Source organism: Rhodococcus sp. 14-2483-1-1, from assembly GCF_002259335.1.
GTDB lineage: Bacteria > Actinomycetota > Actinomycetes > Mycobacteriales > Mycobacteriaceae > Rhodococcoides.
The window spans coordinates 332,347-347,070 of record NZ_NPFX01000023.1; the positions used below are offsets into that span (position 1 = coordinate 332,347).

15 protein-coding genes and 1 tRNA gene are annotated in these 14,724 nt (G+C 64.2%); 10 read left to right on the forward strand and 6 right to left on the reverse strand.

Going from position 1 to position 14,724, the window contains the following annotated elements:
• Positions 1-161 precede the first annotated feature (161 nt).
• Positions 162-653 (forward strand): carbonic anhydrase, encoded by a 492-nt coding sequence (locus CH294_RS24880; protein ID WP_037155704.1) that lies wholly within the window; start codon positions 162-164, stop codon positions 651-653.
• 59 nt (positions 654-712) lie between these two features.
• Positions 713-1,504 carry an inositol monophosphatase family protein gene (locus CH294_RS24885; RefSeq protein ID WP_094739287.1) on the forward strand — a complete coding sequence of 264 codons (792 nt, stop codon included), beginning with the start codon at positions 713-715 and terminating at the stop codon, positions 1,502-1,504.
• A gap of 7 nt (positions 1,505-1,511) precedes the next feature.
• Here the strand turns inward: CH294_RS24885 and CH294_RS24890 are convergent, their stop codons facing one another.
• The gene (locus CH294_RS24890; RefSeq protein ID WP_037155706.1) at positions 1,512-1,880 is read right to left on the reverse strand and encodes a DUF1304 domain-containing protein; all 369 of its coding nucleotides are present in this window, start codon (positions 1,878-1,880) and stop codon (positions 1,512-1,514) included.
• A 142-nt stretch (positions 1,881-2,022) separates the two neighbouring features.
• On the opposite strand from CH294_RS24890, the gene CH294_RS24895 reads away from it, so the two are divergent.
• The 4 genes from CH294_RS24895 to CH294_RS24910 all read left to right on the forward strand — a co-directional run bounded on the left by CH294_RS24895 (position 2,023) and on the right by CH294_RS24910 (position 6,524).
• Entirely contained in the window at positions 2,023-3,432 is a 1,410-nt protein-coding gene (locus tag CH294_RS24895) for an acyl-CoA dehydrogenase family protein (RefSeq protein ID WP_094739337.1), read from the forward strand.
• A gap of 44 nt (positions 3,433-3,476) precedes the next feature.
• Positions 3,477-4,700 (forward strand): acyl-CoA dehydrogenase family protein, encoded by a 1,224-nt coding sequence (locus CH294_RS24900; RefSeq protein WP_032403106.1) that lies wholly within the window; start codon positions 3,477-3,479, stop codon positions 4,698-4,700.
• Between the two features lie 185 nt (positions 4,701-4,885).
• Entirely contained in the window at positions 4,886-5,230 is a 345-nt protein-coding gene (locus tag CH294_RS24905) for a YciI family protein (RefSeq protein WP_032376940.1), read from the forward strand.
• Between the two features lie 16 nt (positions 5,231-5,246).
• Positions 5,247-6,524 carry a DUF6596 domain-containing protein gene (locus CH294_RS24910; protein ID WP_283164522.1) on the forward strand — a complete coding sequence of 426 codons (1,278 nt, stop codon included), beginning with the start codon at positions 5,247-5,249 and terminating at the stop codon, positions 6,522-6,524.
• Here CH294_RS24910 and CH294_RS24915 read toward each other — a convergent pair.
• Positions 6,497-7,042 carry a GNAT family N-acetyltransferase gene (locus CH294_RS24915; RefSeq protein ID WP_037155710.1) on the reverse strand — a complete coding sequence of 182 codons (546 nt, stop codon included), beginning with the start codon at positions 7,040-7,042 and terminating at the stop codon, positions 6,497-6,499. The genes CH294_RS24910 and CH294_RS24915 overlap by 28 nt on opposite strands.
• 69 nt (positions 7,043-7,111) lie before the next feature.
• Between CH294_RS24915 and CH294_RS27600 the strand changes: the two genes are divergently transcribed.
• Together CH294_RS27600 and CH294_RS24925 are read left to right on the forward strand one after the other, a co-directional pair.
• Positions 7,112-7,282: a hypothetical protein gene (locus tag CH294_RS27600; RefSeq protein WP_165430209.1), complete on the forward strand. Its 171-nt coding sequence runs from the start codon at positions 7,112-7,114 to the stop codon at positions 7,280-7,282.
• 7 nt (positions 7,283-7,289) lie between these two features.
• A complete protein-coding gene (locus CH294_RS24925; protein ID WP_212709830.1) occupies positions 7,290-7,895 on the forward strand; it encodes a hypothetical protein in 606 nt (201 codons plus the stop codon).
• An 8-nt stretch (positions 7,896-7,903) separates the two neighbouring features.
• Here the strand turns inward: CH294_RS24925 and CH294_RS24930 are convergent, their stop codons facing one another.
• Both CH294_RS24930 and CH294_RS24935 read right to left on the reverse strand, forming a co-directional pair.
• Positions 7,904-8,419, reverse strand: coding sequence for a putative immunity protein (locus tag CH294_RS24930; protein WP_094610593.1), 516 nt, complete (start codon positions 8,417-8,419; stop codon positions 7,904-7,906).
• Between the two features lie 56 nt (positions 8,420-8,475).
• Positions 8,476-8,552, reverse strand: a tRNA-Met gene (locus CH294_RS24935).
• 502 nt (positions 8,553-9,054) lie between these two features.
• On the opposite strand from CH294_RS24935, the gene CH294_RS24940 reads away from it, so the two are divergent.
• Positions 9,055-9,612 (forward strand): transglycosylase family protein, encoded by a 558-nt coding sequence (locus CH294_RS24940; protein WP_032376935.1) that lies wholly within the window; start codon positions 9,055-9,057, stop codon positions 9,610-9,612.
• 104 nt (positions 9,613-9,716) lie between these two features.
• Here CH294_RS24940 and CH294_RS24945 read toward each other — a convergent pair whose 3' ends face one another.
• Entirely contained in the window at positions 9,717-12,677 is a 2,961-nt protein-coding gene (locus CH294_RS24945) for a UPF0182 family protein (protein ID WP_170944846.1), read from the reverse strand.
• 276 nt (positions 12,678-12,953) lie between these two features.
• Between CH294_RS24945 and CH294_RS24950 the strand changes: the two genes are divergently transcribed.
• On the forward strand, positions 12,954-13,532 hold the full coding sequence (locus CH294_RS24950; RefSeq protein WP_094610664.1) for a PPA1309 family protein: 579 nt from the start codon (positions 12,954-12,956) through the stop codon (positions 13,530-13,532).
• 6 nt (positions 13,533-13,538) lie between these two features.
• On the opposite strand, the gene CH294_RS24955 is transcribed toward CH294_RS24950, so the two are convergent.
• Positions 13,539-14,564, reverse strand: a complete 1,026-nt coding sequence (locus CH294_RS24955) for a PDZ domain-containing protein (protein WP_094739289.1) — start codon at positions 14,562-14,564, stop codon at positions 13,539-13,541.
• Positions 14,565-14,724: the final 160 nt, after the last annotated feature.

Below are 14,724 nucleotides of genomic sequence, written 5' to 3' on the forward strand. Positions count from 1 at the left end.
TGGACGAATCGACACCGTCGTCGAGGGTTCGAACCGTGCTGATTTCAACTCTCGTCAGGCCACCGGGCGACTGCTAGTTTTCGGCTCATCGACATATTCGCATGTCGACATGCCTGTCACCGCCCGGTGTCGGCCACACCTGCAGTACACAGGAGCGTCGTATGACCGTCACCGATCAGTACCTCGACAACAACAAGGCCTACGCCGCCCAATTCGACGGTCCCCTGCCTCTGCCGCCGTCGAAGCACGTGGCAGTGGTCGCGTGCATGGACGCCCGACTCGACGTCTACCGCATTCTCGGTCTCGCCGACGGCGAAGCCCACGTGATTCGCAATGCCGGCGGTGTGATCACCGACGACGAGATCAGGTCGCTGGCCATCAGTCAGCGCCTGCTCGGCACCAAGGAGATCATCCTGATCCATCACACCGACTGCGGCATGCTCACCTTCACCGATGACGAGTTCAAGAAAGATCTGCAGGACGAGACGGGCATCAAGCCGAACTGGGCTGCCGAGTCGTTCACCGACCTGGACCGCGATGTTCGCCAGTCGCTCGCCCGCATCGAGCAGAGCCCGTTCGTCACGAAGCACGAATCCATTCGAGGCTTCGTATTCGATGTCGCAACCGGGAAGCTGAACGAAGTCACCGGATAGACCCCGCCACCCATATCGCCGCGTACGAGCAAGCCCGTGCGCGGCGATAGTCTTCTCCGGTGACCGACTACTCCGCCGATCTTGCCCTTGCCCTCAGGCTCGCCGACGAGGCCGACGCCATCACTCGTCGACGATTTCTGGCCATGGATCTCTCGGTGGACTCGAAGCCGGATCTCACACCGGTGAGCGACGCAGACCTGGCCGTCGAGACGATTATTCGCAGCGAGCTCGGTTCGGAGCGTTCCGGCGATGCCTTGCTGGGCGAGGAGTTCGGCGGCACCGCGACCTTCAGCGGTCGCCAGTGGGTGGTGGATCCCATCGACGGCACCAAGAACTTCGTGCGCGGCGTGCCCGTCTGGGCAACATTGATCGCTCTGCTGGACGACGGCGTACCGCGAGTAGGAGTCGTCAGCGCCCCTGCATTGAACCGGCGATGGTGGGCCGCACACGATGAGGGTGCCTGGACGGCCTCGGACGGGGGCACTCCGCGCCGCATCACGGTCTCGAAGGTCGATTCGTTGGCGTCGTCGAGTCTGAGCTTCTCCAGCCTCTCCGGCTGGTCCGATCTCGGTATCAGAGACCGATTCCTCGATCTCACCGATGCCGTCTGGCGGGTGCGCGGCTACGGCGACTTCTTCTCGTACTGCCTGGTCGCAGAGGGCGCTGTCGATGTCGCGGCCGAACCCGAGGTCTCGCTGTGGGACCTGGCTGCGCTCGATGTCCTCGTGCGCGAGGCCGGCGGCGACTTCACCGCACTGAACGGCACCGAAGGCCCGCACGGCGGCAGCGCGGTGGCCACCAATGGCCTACTGCAGAGCGAGGTACTCGAGCGACTGTCCCCCGACGCCTGAATTACGACTACAGAACCGCAGCGAGAACCAGCGCAATCAGCGGCGTGACGCCCTGAACGAATGCGGCCCGGAAGTACTTGGCACCACCGGTGGCCAGAACCAGAGCCGCTCCGACGATGCTCGCGCACGCGAAGTAGACGATCGCGTCGCCCGCGGATCCACCGACGAGGAGGCCGACCACGATTCCGACGGCGAGAAACAGGTTGTAGAAGCCCTGATTGAAGGCCATCGGTTTCACGACGTCGGCGTCGTGCTGGCTCGCGACTCCGAAGCGGGACCACACAGCAGGCTTGGTCCACACCACACTCTCCATCACGAAGATGACGACGTGAAGGGCTGCGGCGAGGGCGGCGAAGATCTGAGCTGTGAGATGCACGGAAACAGCCTGTCACATCGATACGACGCAGGATACGAACTGCTGTTGGGGTGTCGTGGACCACCGGTACTTACTCGACAGTAGACAGCTAACTTACTCGGGAGTAAGATCTGTGAAGTCCGTGACCGACGCCGAGGAACTGGTGATCATGAGCAAGCAAGACAGTGTGGTCGACGCGAAGCGCCCGAAGGTGCCCCGCGATACTTCTGCGGTTGGCCTCAACCCGTTCAAGAGAGATGCGATCGGAACCGCGATGCGCGTTCTGACCGCCATCACCGGATCGGAACTGGCGGAGAAGTACAACCTCCGCCAGACGATCGACCGGGTGACGTACGAGAGCACCAAGACCGGGTTCAAGACACTCGGTGCGGCCAATCGCACCTTCGCCAAGGTCACCGGTGGCGGCAAGCCCAAGCGTCTCGACGACGGTGCCGCCAAGAACCTGAGCTACTTCGACCTGACGCCCGACGACGAACAGCGCATGATCGTCGAGACGGTCAAGGAGTTCGCCGAGGAAATCCTCCGGCCGGCCGCCTTCGACGCAGATCACAACGCCTCCTCACCGGAGGATCTGGTTCGCCGATCCGCCGAGCTCGGCATCACGCTGATCAACGTTCCCGAGGAGCTCGACGGCGCCGCCACCGAGCGCGGCGCGGTTACCAACTCCCTCGTTGCCGAGGCGCTCGCCCACGGCGACATGGGCTTGGCACTGCCCATCCTCGCGCCCAGCGGTGTCGCCGTCGCTCTCACCCAGTGGGGCACCGACGCACAGCAGAAGACGTACCTTCCCGCATTCGTCGGCGAGAAGGTGCCGAACGCCGCGGTGGTCGTCAACGAACCCCGCGCCCTGTTCGACCCGTACGCGCTGCAGACCAAGGCCGTCCGCTCCCCCAGCGGCTACAAGCTCAACGGCGTCAAGAGTCTCGTGCCTGCTGCCGGAAGCTCCGAGCTGTTCGTCATCGCCGCAGAGCTCGAGGGCCGCCCGGCATTCTTCATCGTCGAGTCCGACTCCAAGGGCCTGGTCGTCGAAGCCGACCCGAGCATGGGTCTGCGCGCAGCAGGTCTGGGCCGTCTGATCCTGACCGACGTCGCAGTGCCCGAATCGGCTCTTCTCGGCGACGGTGATGCAGATCAGCGGGCCGCCGAGTACAGCGCAGCCATCGGCCTCGCACGACTCGGCTGGGCATCCCTTGCCGTCGGTACCAGCCAGGCCGTACTCGACTACGTCGTTCCGTACGTCAACGACCGTGTCGCCTTCGGTGAGCCGATCAGCAACCGTCAGGCCGTGGCCTTCATGGTCGCCAACATCGCCATCGAGCTCGACGGCATGCGGTTGGTCACGCTGCGTGGTGCGTCTCGCGCCGAGCAGGGACTGTCGTTCACTCGTGAGTCTGCGCTGGCTCGTCGACTCGCCTCCGAGAAGGGCATGCAGATCGGTTCCGACGGCGTGCAGCTGCTCGGCGGTCACGGCTTCACCAAGGAGCACCCGGTTGAGCGCTGGTACCGCGATCTGCGGTCCGTCGGCGTCGCCGAGGGCATCGTTCTCATCTAGCTCGCCGCCCCGAATTCCATGGCACTCACCCAAGGACATACACGATGATCAATCTTGAACTTCCCAAGAAGCTTCGGGCGCAGGCGAATCAGGCTCACCAGGTCGCTGCCGAGATCTTCCGCCCGATTTCCCGCAAATACGACCTCGCCGAGCACGAGTACCCGGTGGAACTCGACACGATGGCGTCGATGGTCGAAGGCATGTCCGACGCCGGTGGCGAAATCGGCGGCGCAGCCGGTGGCCGCGAGAAGGACAGCGAGTCCGCTCCCAAGCCGAGCAAGACCGCGAACTCCAACGGCGGCAACATGTCTGCCCTGGTCAATGTGATCGAGACGTGCTGGGGCGACGTCGGCCTCACCCTGTCGATCCCCTACCAGGGACTCGGCAACTCGGCGATCGCCGCGGTGTCCACCGACGAGCAGCTCGAGCGCTTCGGCAAGGTATGGGCCTCGATGGCCATCACCGAGCCCGGCTTCGGTTCGGACTCCGCAGCAGTCACCACCACCGCTGTCCTCGACGGCGACGAATGGGTACTCAACGGCGAGAAGATCTACGTGACCGCCGGTGAACGATCCACCCACATCGTGGTGTGGGCAACGGTCGACAAGTCGCTCGGTCGTGCAGCGATCAAATCGTTCGTCGTCCCGCGTGACGCTCCGGGCCTGTCGGTCGCCCGCCTCGAGCACAAGCTGGGCATCAAGGCGTCCGACACAGCGGCGCTCCTGCTCGAGGACTGCCGCATTCCGAAGGACAACCTGCTCGGTACCGCCGAGGTGAACGTCGAAAAGGGCTTCGCCGGCGTCATGCAGACGTTCGACAACACGCGTCCCCTGGTCGCGGGTATGGCAATCGGCGTCGCACGCGCGGCACTCGAAGAGCTGCGGTCCATCCTCGTCGACGCCGGAGTGGAGATCTCGTACGAGACCCCCGCCTACAACCAGCACGCGGCTGCCGCGGAATTCCTGCGGCTCGAAGCGGACTGGGAAGCTGCCCACCTGCTCGCACTGCGCGCAGCGTGGATGGCCGACAACAAGGAGCCCAACTCCTTGCAGGCCTCGATGTCCAAGGCCAAGGCCGGCCGCTCGGCAGTCGACATCACTCTGAAGGCGGTCGAGCTGGCCGGTACCTACGGCTACTCCGAACGCCCGCTGCTCGAGAAGTGGAGCCGCGACTCCAAGATTCTCGACATCTTCGAGGGCACGCAGCAGATCCAGCAACTCATCGTTGCGCGACGCGTACTCGGAAAGTCGTCGGCAGAACTGAAGTGACACATCCGGCTCTTAGTCGAGCCACAGGGTGACGAAAGCGGCATCGGACCATCGGTCCGATGCCGCTTTTTCGTGCACTGCGGAAAATTTCGGACGCCGGTGTCGATATCGTGTCTTCTCGGGCGTCGTCTTCGTGAACGGCGACTCACGCCGCGACACCGAGGTATCGAACCCAGGAGCGCACCATGAAGTACATCCTCTTGATCAACGCAAACACCGCACCGGGAGCAGCTCCGGGTTGCAGCAGCGTGGAGGACTGGATGACCTACGAGAAGGAAATGAAGGAGGCGGGCGTCTACGTCTCCGGTCATGCGATGGCGGACCTCACCACCGCCACGGCGGTGCGCGTCGATGCCACCACCGGAGAACGCACCGTCACCGACGGGCCGTACGCCGAGTCACACGAAGTACTGGGCGGCTACGACGTCATCGACGTTCCTGACCTCGATTCCGCGCTCGAATGGGCGACGCGATGCCCCGGATCGAAAGACGGCGGCACCGTGATCGTTCGTCCGCTCGCAGAATTCTGACCCACGGGGTCGTTCGGTGAGCGAGTCCGAGGTTCATCGGGCGCTCGACTCGGTCTTCCGTGCCGAGCGCTCGATGCTGCTCGCGTCGTTGGTTCAGCGCTACCGTGATCTCGATCTCGCCGAGGAGGTGACGTCGGATGCCATCGAGGCGGCTCTGAAGCATTGGCCGATCGATGGCATACCGTCCAAGCCCGGAGCCTGGTTGCTCACTACTGCCCGCCGAAAGGCGGTCGATCGCCTGCGACGCGATCAGACGCTCGCCGCGAAGATCGGAGTGCTGCAGGCCGATTCGGATCGCAGCGAACCACACCCGCCGAGTTCGCTCGACGACGATCTACCCGACGACCGACTGCAGTTGTTCTTCACCTGCGCGCATCCGGCGCTTGCGGCCGGCGACCGCCTCGCGTTGACCCTTCGGTGTCTGGCCGGTCTCACCACCGCAGAGGTCGCGCGTGCACTACTCATCCCTCCGGCCACGGCAGCACAACGAATAGTGCGAGCCAAGAACAAGATTCGCGTCGCGCGCATACCCTTTCGCGTTCCGGGCTCGGACGAGTTGGCCGGCAGAGTGCCGATGGTGCTCGAAGTCGTCTATTCGATCTTCACCGAGGGGTACTCGGCGACGTCGGGCGACCGAGTGGGGCGCATCGACCTCACCACCGAGGCGATCGGCATGGGACGACTGTTGCACGCAGCACTGCCGACAGAGTCCGAGGTGACCGGCCTACTGGCGTTGATGTTGCTGACCGACGCCAGACGCCGCGCACGGATCGACGTGCACGGCGACATTGTGCTGCTGGCCGATCAGGACCGGCGATCGTGGAACGCCGAGTTCGTCACCGAAGGGACCGAACTCGTGGTCGACGCCCTCCGCGGCGGCCCGAGCGGACCCTATGCGGTGCAGGCAGCGATCGCCGCGCTGCACGACGAGTCGCCGAACACCGACAGTACCGACTGGCACCAAATCGTTGCCCTGTACGACATATTGATGGATCGGGGCCCGAATGCGATCGTCGCATTGAACAGAGCAGTTGCTCTTGCCATGCGCGACGGTCCCGCAGCCGGCCTGCACGAGCTGGACCTACTTGCCGACGAGCCGTCGCTGCACCGCTACCACCCGTACCCGATGGCGAAAGCCGATCTGCTGCACCGACTCGGCCGGCTCGACGAGGCGGCAGAGCAGTATCGACAGGCTCTGGACCGTGCACGAACCGCACCGGAGAAGCGACTGCTACAGCGTCGCTTGGCCGACGTGAGCGGCATCGCTCAGGCAGACAGAACGGAGTCGACCTGAGTCGAGCTCAACGGCCGATCGGCGTACACCAGGCGAACTGCGTCGGCGTCGGGATTGCCGACGTCGGGTCCACGGGTGATCAACTCCAGGCCCGCGCGCTGGGCCACTCGGGCCGACGCGACGTTGTGTTCGAGGAGGTACGCCACGATCGGCAATTCGGGCTCGGTTCGGTGCGCGCGCTCGACTGCGATCTCACACATCTCCGCGGCGTACCCGTTTCCTTGCGCGTCGGGATGGAGGCGATAGCCGAGATTCCAGAACGCGTTCTGCCGCTTCGAGCACCCGCCGTAGCCACTGATCGTCCAGCTGCCGCGCTCACGAATGATCCACGTGGCCAATCCATCCCGCCGCCACTGCTCCACCCAGCCCAGCAACATTCGTTCGGTCGCGCTGGGATCGGTGTGCCGCAGGCTGGGAAAGTGGGTCCACGACTGCGGATCGCTGCAGATCGCGTACAGCGCATCGAGATCCGTGACGACCGGCTCGTCGAGATCGAGACGCGAGGTTCGTGTTCGCACACCGTGGATCCTAAGGGAGCGAAGTCTGGTAGACCGGTGGTACACGATCGAGCGAAGGGTGTGACCGTCATGGCCGAGTGGGTCAAGAAAATCGAAGAGAACGCGAAGGGCCTCATCGCAGAGGCAGAGCAAGAACTGACGGCACTCGAGGGTGTGGACACGGTAGACCTCACCGCCGATGATGCCGACGAGTCCGAGACGGTCACCAGTGACGATGGGCGCGAGCAGGTTTCGGACTGAACCGTCGATGTCCAGTCGACACACGTGGTCCACGACAACCCACGACTGGTCGGTGGACGTCGACCGAGACCATCTCGCGAACATCAGAGCTCGGCCCGGCGAGTACGCGCCGGGTGGAGTGCTGCATCTGATACTCGAGGTCCTCGCGTACGCGGTAGACGAGGCCGAGGATCAGGGAGGCGGCCACGCGACCGTCACGTTCGGCTCGGACGGGACGATCGAGGTGACGGATTTCGGTCGAGGCACCGACACGCGATACGACCACGGAGTCACGGTGCGCAAGCCTGTTGTGAGCACGAAGGACGTCCGCTTCTTCGACCGTCCGCATCCCGTCCTGCTGGCCGACGGATATGCCCGCCGCGGGATGTCGACCGTCGCGGCACTGTCCGAGGCACTCGAACACACCAACCGACGAACCGATCATTCGTGGACCGGACGATACGAGCACGGGGTTCCCGTCACCGAGCTGCTGTCCACGGCACCGACCGACCACACCGGCACAACCATCCGGTTTCGACCCGACACGTCACTGATTCCCGCGTCACCGCTGACCGCTGACGATGTACGCGCCACGATCGCACCGAACAAGTTCCTGACGGTGTCGGTGAGATAGTCGACCGGTCAATCGTCGAATACGGACCAGCAGATACTGCTCCTCTTCTTCTGGTCTTCCAGCACCAACTCACGCACACTGTCCGGCAGTCGATCCCGCTGCCACCGGAGTTCCTCTCGCCCGGCAACTTTCTCTCTGCCGGTAGGTGCGGCGGCCCTGGCCGCCTTGATCGCGTACGCAGCCGCTCCGAGGTCGTGTTCGGGTACGTGTGCCACACACGCGGCCTGGCCGGCGGCGTAGGCGGCGAAGCGTGCAGCGCCGCTCTGGGGCCGTGCCGCACCCATGCTGTGGCCGCCGAGGGCGCGGGTCGCCATCATCGCGAGTTCACCGCGTATCCACGCCCGAATGCCCTCGATTGCCTCACGCGGCCGCGAATCGGACGGCTCGGCCCCCTCGAACAATCCGAGCACGTGTTCCGCACACTCGGCGGCCCACAGCGCGAGACTTCGATGGTCGGCGTCGGACAACAAGCCGCCGCGGTGCACCGTGATCAGCCGTGGGTCTCTGACGGCCGGGAGAATCATGCCTCGATGAGAACACGAAAGAGGCCCGAGACAACAGTCTCGGGCCTCTCTCGTAGTGGTAGCGGGGACAGGATTTGAACCTGCGACCTCTGGGTTATGAGCCCAGCGAGCTACCGAGCTGCTCCACCCCGCGATGCATCTACGAAGTTACTCCCGCGCGTACGGCCAATGCAAATCACGTGACAATCGCGTGCCTCCACGCCCGCCGAACGCATGTATTCGAGGCAGTCCTTCTCCGCGTTTATCACGTCGAAGCACACAGAAAATAGTGCTCCGCGTCTCTTTTCATGCGTGTTTCACGTCACATAACAGTCGGGTTACGAAGGGGAAACATTAGCGCCACGAGCCCGGCTGAGCTGGCAAAAGACCCCCAACCGTCCCACCATGTGGTCATGCGTCGTCCCATTTTCGCTCCGTGACGATGAGTGAATCCTCGACTACCTTCACGGACGGCCCTAAACCGCTGGGCCTGCACCACCCCGCCGCTCCCTTCGCTCTGCCCCGCGGGTGTGGTCCCCATGACGTACGGGGGCAGAGCCGCGACGATACGAAGTGCCTGGTCATTCTCGCCATAACGCCGGCGAAACGATTGCAGGCCAGTCGCGCCAGTCGAGCGCGGAGAGGATTCACCCCGAATGACCACACAGAACAATTTCGGCAAGCGTGCACTCGGATTGGCCGCCATCGCAGGTGCCGCCGTAGCAATCCCCCTCGGCCTCTCTGCCGGAACCGCCAGCGCAGCCACCCACAACTGGGACGGCGTCGCACAGTGCGAAAGTGGTGGCAACTGGAGCATCAACACCGGAAACGGCTACTACGGTGGCCTGCAGTTCTCGCAGAGCACCTGGACGGCCAACGGTGGATCCGGATCGCCGGCCAACGCATCCAAGGCAGAACAGATCCGCGTAGCGGAGAACACCCTGCAGAGCCAGGGACCGGGCGCATGGCCCGTATGCGGGCAGCAGCTGACCACCGGCACCTCGACGCCCGCACCCGAGGCCGCTCCCGCGCCGAAGGCCGCTCCGGCTCCGGCACCCGCACCGGCCGTCGCACCGGAGGCTGCAGCCGCCACACAGGCTGCACAGGGCGCATTCGATGCAGCATCCAAATTGGCCGACCAGTACGGCCTGAGCACTCAGTTCCAGCACCTCGTCGCTGCGAACTCCCCCGTGCTCGCGCCCATCGGACGCTGATCCCGAGCAGTTCACACGAGCTGCAGCTTCACAACGAAAGAGCCGCCTCACCGATACGGTGAGGCGGCTCTTTCGCTCATGTCAGCGAGACCCGACCGAACAGATCAGCTACCTGCTCGGTTGTAGGCGTCGACGGCGGTCTGCAGATTCTCGAGTGCAGTGCCGAGATCCGCCAGGTTTCCGCTCTGCTGCGCGGTGCGCACAGCGGAGAGAGCAGAATTCAGACCGGAGACAGCCGCATCCCGGGTCGTCGAAGAACCGGTGGCCGGCGCCGGAGTTGCCGAAGGCGTGCCGCCGTCGGACGGCGTCGTCTCGGGCACGGCACCCGGCTGGGTGGTGCCGTCGGTCTCACCGGGTGCGGTGACGGTCCGTCCGGCGCCTGCTCCGAACACCTGCTCGATGGCTTCGGGCAGGGTCGCGGCATAACCGACTCGACCCTCGTACGAAACCAGCACTCGAATCAACTGCGGGTACGCCGATGCCTCGTTGGTACGCGAGGCGTACACGGGCTCGACGTAGATCAACCCACCGTTGCCGACCGGAAGGGTCAGCAGGTTGCCGAACTCGACGGTGTTCTCACGGCGCACGATGCCCAAGCTCTCGGACACGTCCGTCGTCGTCGTCATCTGGTTCTGCACCTGATTCGGACCCTGAGTGGATGTATCCGTCGGCAATCTCAGCACGGTGATCTTGCCGTAGTTTTCCGGATCGGAATCTGCACTGACGTACGCGCCGAGAACTTCACGCCGGTAACCGACCAACGCACTGGTCAGCTGGAACGACGCCTGGTTCTCCTCGTTGGAGACATCGGACGCGACGACGTAGTACGGCGGCTGCTTGGCCGAGGTGTTCTCCGCCGTCGGGTCCGTCGGAACTTCCCAGAAGGCGTTGTTGGTGAAGAACTCTCGCGGATCGTTGACGTGGTACTTGGTGAGCAGCTCACGCTGGACCTTGAACAGGTCCTCCGGGTAACGGAAGTGATCGCGAAGTTCGTCCGACACCTGATCCTTCGGGATGACGGTTCCGGGGAACACGCCTTCCCATGCCTTGAGCACAGGATCGTTCTCATCCTGTTCGTAGAGCTTGACGGTGCCGTCGTAGGCATCGACAGTGGCCTTCACCGAGTTCCGGATGTACGACACTTCCCGGCTCGGCAGCGCACGCGTCGTAGTGGACTCGATGCTGTCGGCGGTGGCGTCTTCGAGCGACATCCGCTGGGCATACGGGAAGTTGTCCAATGTGGTGTAGCCGTCGATGATCCAGACGAGCTTGCCCTCGACGATCGCCGGGTAGGTCGATCCGTCGGTGGTCAACCAGGGTGCAACCTTCTGGACCCTGTCACGGGGATCGCGATTGAACAGAATCTTCGACTCGTCACCGATCACACTCGAGAAGAGAATGTTGCGCTCGGCGTACTTGCTGGCGAACACCAGACGGTTGAAGAAATTGCCGATGTTCACCCCGGCCGCACCGTCGTAGGTGTAGCTCTTGCTGTCGGTGTCGTACTCGCGAGGCTCGCCGGTGGAACCGACGATCGAGTAGTCGGCATCGGAGTTGGCGATGACCGGTCCGAAATAGATGCGCGGCTGATCGAGGTCGCCGGGGCCGTCCTTGCGAATCGAGCCCTCGGCATCGTTCTCGATCCAGTTCACCTGGTAGTTGGGGTAACCGCCCCGTCCGCCGCTGGATTCGTCGGCGACGGCTTCGTCGACGGAGTTGGCAGGTGCTGCCACGAAGCCGTTTCCGTGGGTGAACACCGTATGGCGGTTGATCCAGTCGCGCTGGTTCGCGTCGAGCGTCTGCGGTGAGATCTCGCGCGCGGCAACGACGTAGTCGCGTAGGTTGCCGTCTGCATCCGGATACCGGTCCACGGCCAGCGTGTCGGGGAACCCGTAGAAGTTTCGGATCTGACGCTGCTGGGTGAAGGTCGGTGCCAGGATGTTCGGGTCGAGCAGACGGATGTTGGACATGGTCGCCGACTCCGACGCCACCTCACCGGGGCTCAACGCCGCTTCGCCGGAGTAGTTCCGATAAGTGACCACGTCATCGGTCAACCCGTACGCGGCTCGGGTGGCCGCGATGTTGCGCTCGATGTACGTGCTCTCCTTGTCGGCCGCGTTCGGACGCACCGAGAACTGCTCCATCACCAACGGCCAGACTGCACCGATCAGGATCGACGAGAGCACCAGCAATGCCGTGGCCAACGCCGGAATTCTGAGGTCGCGCAAGAAAATTGCCGAGAAGAACGCGATCGCACAGATCACTGCGATGGCCAACAGAATGAGTTTTGCCGGCAACACGGCATTGATGTCGGTGAATCCGGCTCCGGTGAATGTCGGCTCCTTGCGACCGCTCGACAGCAACGTGTACCGGTCGAACCAGTAGGCAACGGCCTTGAGCAGAACGAAGCTGCCGGCGATGACCGCAAGTTGAATTCGCGCCGAGCGGGTGAGTGCACCTTCGCGCCCGGCGAGCCGGATCCCGCCGAATACGTACTGCGTCACCAGGTTCGCGAAGAAGGCAACCAAGATGGCAACGAACAGCCAGTTGAGGATGAATCGGTAGAAGGGCAGGTCGAACGAGTAGAACCCGACGTCGAGGCCGAACTGCGGATCGGTCTGGCCGAAGTCTCCGCCGTGCAGGAACAGCTGCACGGTCACCCAGTTGGTCTGAGCGATCATGCCGGACAGGAATCCGAACACGACCGGAATTCCTATGCCGAACAGGCGCAACCGGCTCATCACCGTGGTGCGGTACCGCGCGATCGGATCGTTGGGACCGGCCACCGGAACGAACACCGGACGGTTGCGGTACGCCAACAACAATGCGGCGAACACGATGAGTCCGACGACCAGAGCGACGACGAGGAAGATCACCAAGCGCGTCAGCAGCGTAGTGGTGTACACGCCACGGAAGTCGACTTCGCCGAACCACAGCCAATTGGTGTACATGTCGATCAGACGGGGACCGATGAGTAGCAGACCTGCTGCTATCAAGGCCAGTACGAGCAAGATCCGGCTTCGCCGCGACAACGACGGCATACCGGTGGGGGGCCTCATGCCCACGAGCCACACTCCAACTTCGGGCGGCGCCGACGGCGCCGCAGATGACTTAGGCGGTGCACATTCCGTGCACCGCATGTCCGTTTCGCCCTACTGTACGTACGTTGATCCTACGGCTGCGACGCCCGTACTGCGGCCACTGTCGACCGCAGGTCAGGAGGGTCGGCATCCATAGAACCATCCGGATGCGAGGATAGTGCCGTGAGCAACGACAGCGACGGACTGCCCGGCCGAGACGATTTCGGTGACGAGTTCGACCCCGAGTCGGGTGGACAGGATGTGGCGCAGGCTTTGGCCCGGTGCGCGCGTGAAGTGGCGGACTTCGTCGACGCAGGCGGATGGCACCAGGCGCCTCAGATGTTCGCCTTGGTACCCACAGCGACTCTTGCAGCAGCGGAACCCGGTCTGCTCGACGACTTGGCCGACGGCGCAGCTCTGACTCCGATTCAGCAGCACTCACTCCCCGAGGACATCACCGGCGGCTCCCCGGCCCTGGACGAATTCCTCGCCACCTCGACGTGGCCCGAGGGTGTCGTCGGATGCGCTCTGGTGCAAGAGATCGTCGTACTTCCCCCGGCCGCCGAGTCGACCCTCGACGATGCCTTGATGCCGTTGCTCGCCGATCCCGACGCAGCGGACCGAGCGGCGCGCTCGGCCGCCGAGAACCATCCCGAGAAGCGGGATGCCCGGTTGATCGTCGCGGTCCTCAAGGACGGCCCATCGCTGACACTGCTGCAGTTGCACCCGGACGAGGACGCAGACCCCTTCGCGCCGATCGACCTTCGCGTCGCAGAAAATCTGGCACCGAACGTCGTACACGGGCTCTACGCCACCTTCGACACCGTCGAAGACGACTGAGCCGGGTCAGCTGCAGTACGGCGCGTCGGCACCTGAGCCGATCGCCTGCAGCGCCTCGACAGCACTGTCCAGTGATTCGACGCGCACCAGGCGGAGTCCGTCGGGAACGTTCTGTAGCGCCTCACCGCAGTTCGCGTCCGGAACCAGGAACGTGGTGGCTCCCGCTTCACGGGCGGCGATCAGCTTGTACGGAATGCGGCCGATCGGGCCGACCGTTCCGTCGGCATCGATGGTTCCGGTGCCTGCGACGAACTCTCCGTTGCTCAATTCGCCGGGACTGAGTTTGTCCACCACGGCGAGGCTGAACATCAGTCCGGCCGAGGGTCCGCCGACGTCGGCGAGGTTGAACTTGACCTCGAACGGGACCCCGGGCTGCTCTTCGGGAGTGACGCCGAGGTAGCCCTTGGATGCGTCGTCGGGCCGCGCGCCCAGTACCACCGCACTCGTCTGCGTCGTACTTCCTCGCACGTACTCGATGTCCAGCGAATCGCCCGGCGCTCGGGCGCTGACGGCCTCACGCACTGCCGCCGCGGTGGCCACCGGGCTGCCGCCGACCGAGACGAGCGTGTCCCCCACGTTCAGCACCCCGGCGGCGGGTCCATCCTCGGCCACACTCGCCACAGCCAGCGACACAGGCAGATCCAGGTGGTGCAGGGCGGCAAGTTCGGCGCTGGACTCGGACTCCTCGAAATCCGCTTGGTTGCCCTCCTGCACTTCTTCCTTCGACTTGTCCGGCGGATAGACCTCTTCGCGCGGCACGAGGCCCTGACGACCGCTCGCCCAGAAGCCGATGGCCTCGAACAGATTCAGCTGGTCACGCACGGCCACGGTCGTCATGTTCAGATGCCCTGCCGTCGGATCGACGTCGGTTCCGTCGATCTGCACCACGGGCACTCCGTCGACATCACCGAGGGTGTTGTATGTGGGGCCGGGGCCGAGGGCGGCGAACGGAACGGTGACAACCGATCCGGTGACGCCCAGCACCACCACCGGTACCAGCGCAGCGACAAGAGTGGCGATCCTTCGGTTCACTCGGTAGACACTAGATCCGAACGCGCGGCGCTGTGGATACCGCCCCTGCCGGAGCCCGTTGCGCGCAGCGCCGAGTTCGTTCTGCGCGCAGCGTCGAGCTTCTTCTGTTCGCCGTCAGCGTGACGATCTTTCGCGCTCCCCGTGCACATGGCTTGTACCG

Bases quoted from the DNA above. Each gene is read 5' to 3' on its own strand.
- CH294_RS24880 (WP_037155704.1), top strand. From the start codon at position 162: ATGACCGTCACCGATCAGTACCTCGACAACAACAAGGCCTACGCCGCC.
- CH294_RS24900 (WP_032403106.1), top strand. From the start codon at position 3,477: ATGATCAATCTTGAACTTCCCAAGAAGCTTCGGGCGCAGGCGAATCAG.
- CH294_RS24905 (WP_032376940.1), top strand. From the start codon at position 4,886: ATGAAGTACATCCTCTTGATCAACGCAAACACCGCACCGGGAGCAGCT.
- CH294_RS27600 (WP_165430209.1), top strand. From the start codon at position 7,112: ATGGCCGAGTGGGTCAAGAAAATCGAAGAGAACGCGAAGGGCCTCATC.
- CH294_RS24925 (WP_212709830.1), top strand. From the start codon at position 7,290: ATGTCCAGTCGACACACGTGGTCCACGACAACCCACGACTGGTCGGTG.
- CH294_RS24930 (WP_094610593.1), bottom strand. From the start codon at position 8,419: ATGATTCTCCCGGCCGTCAGAGACCCACGGCTGATCACGGTGCACCGC.
- CH294_RS24940 (WP_032376935.1), top strand. From the start codon at position 9,055: ATGACCACACAGAACAATTTCGGCAAGCGTGCACTCGGATTGGCCGCC.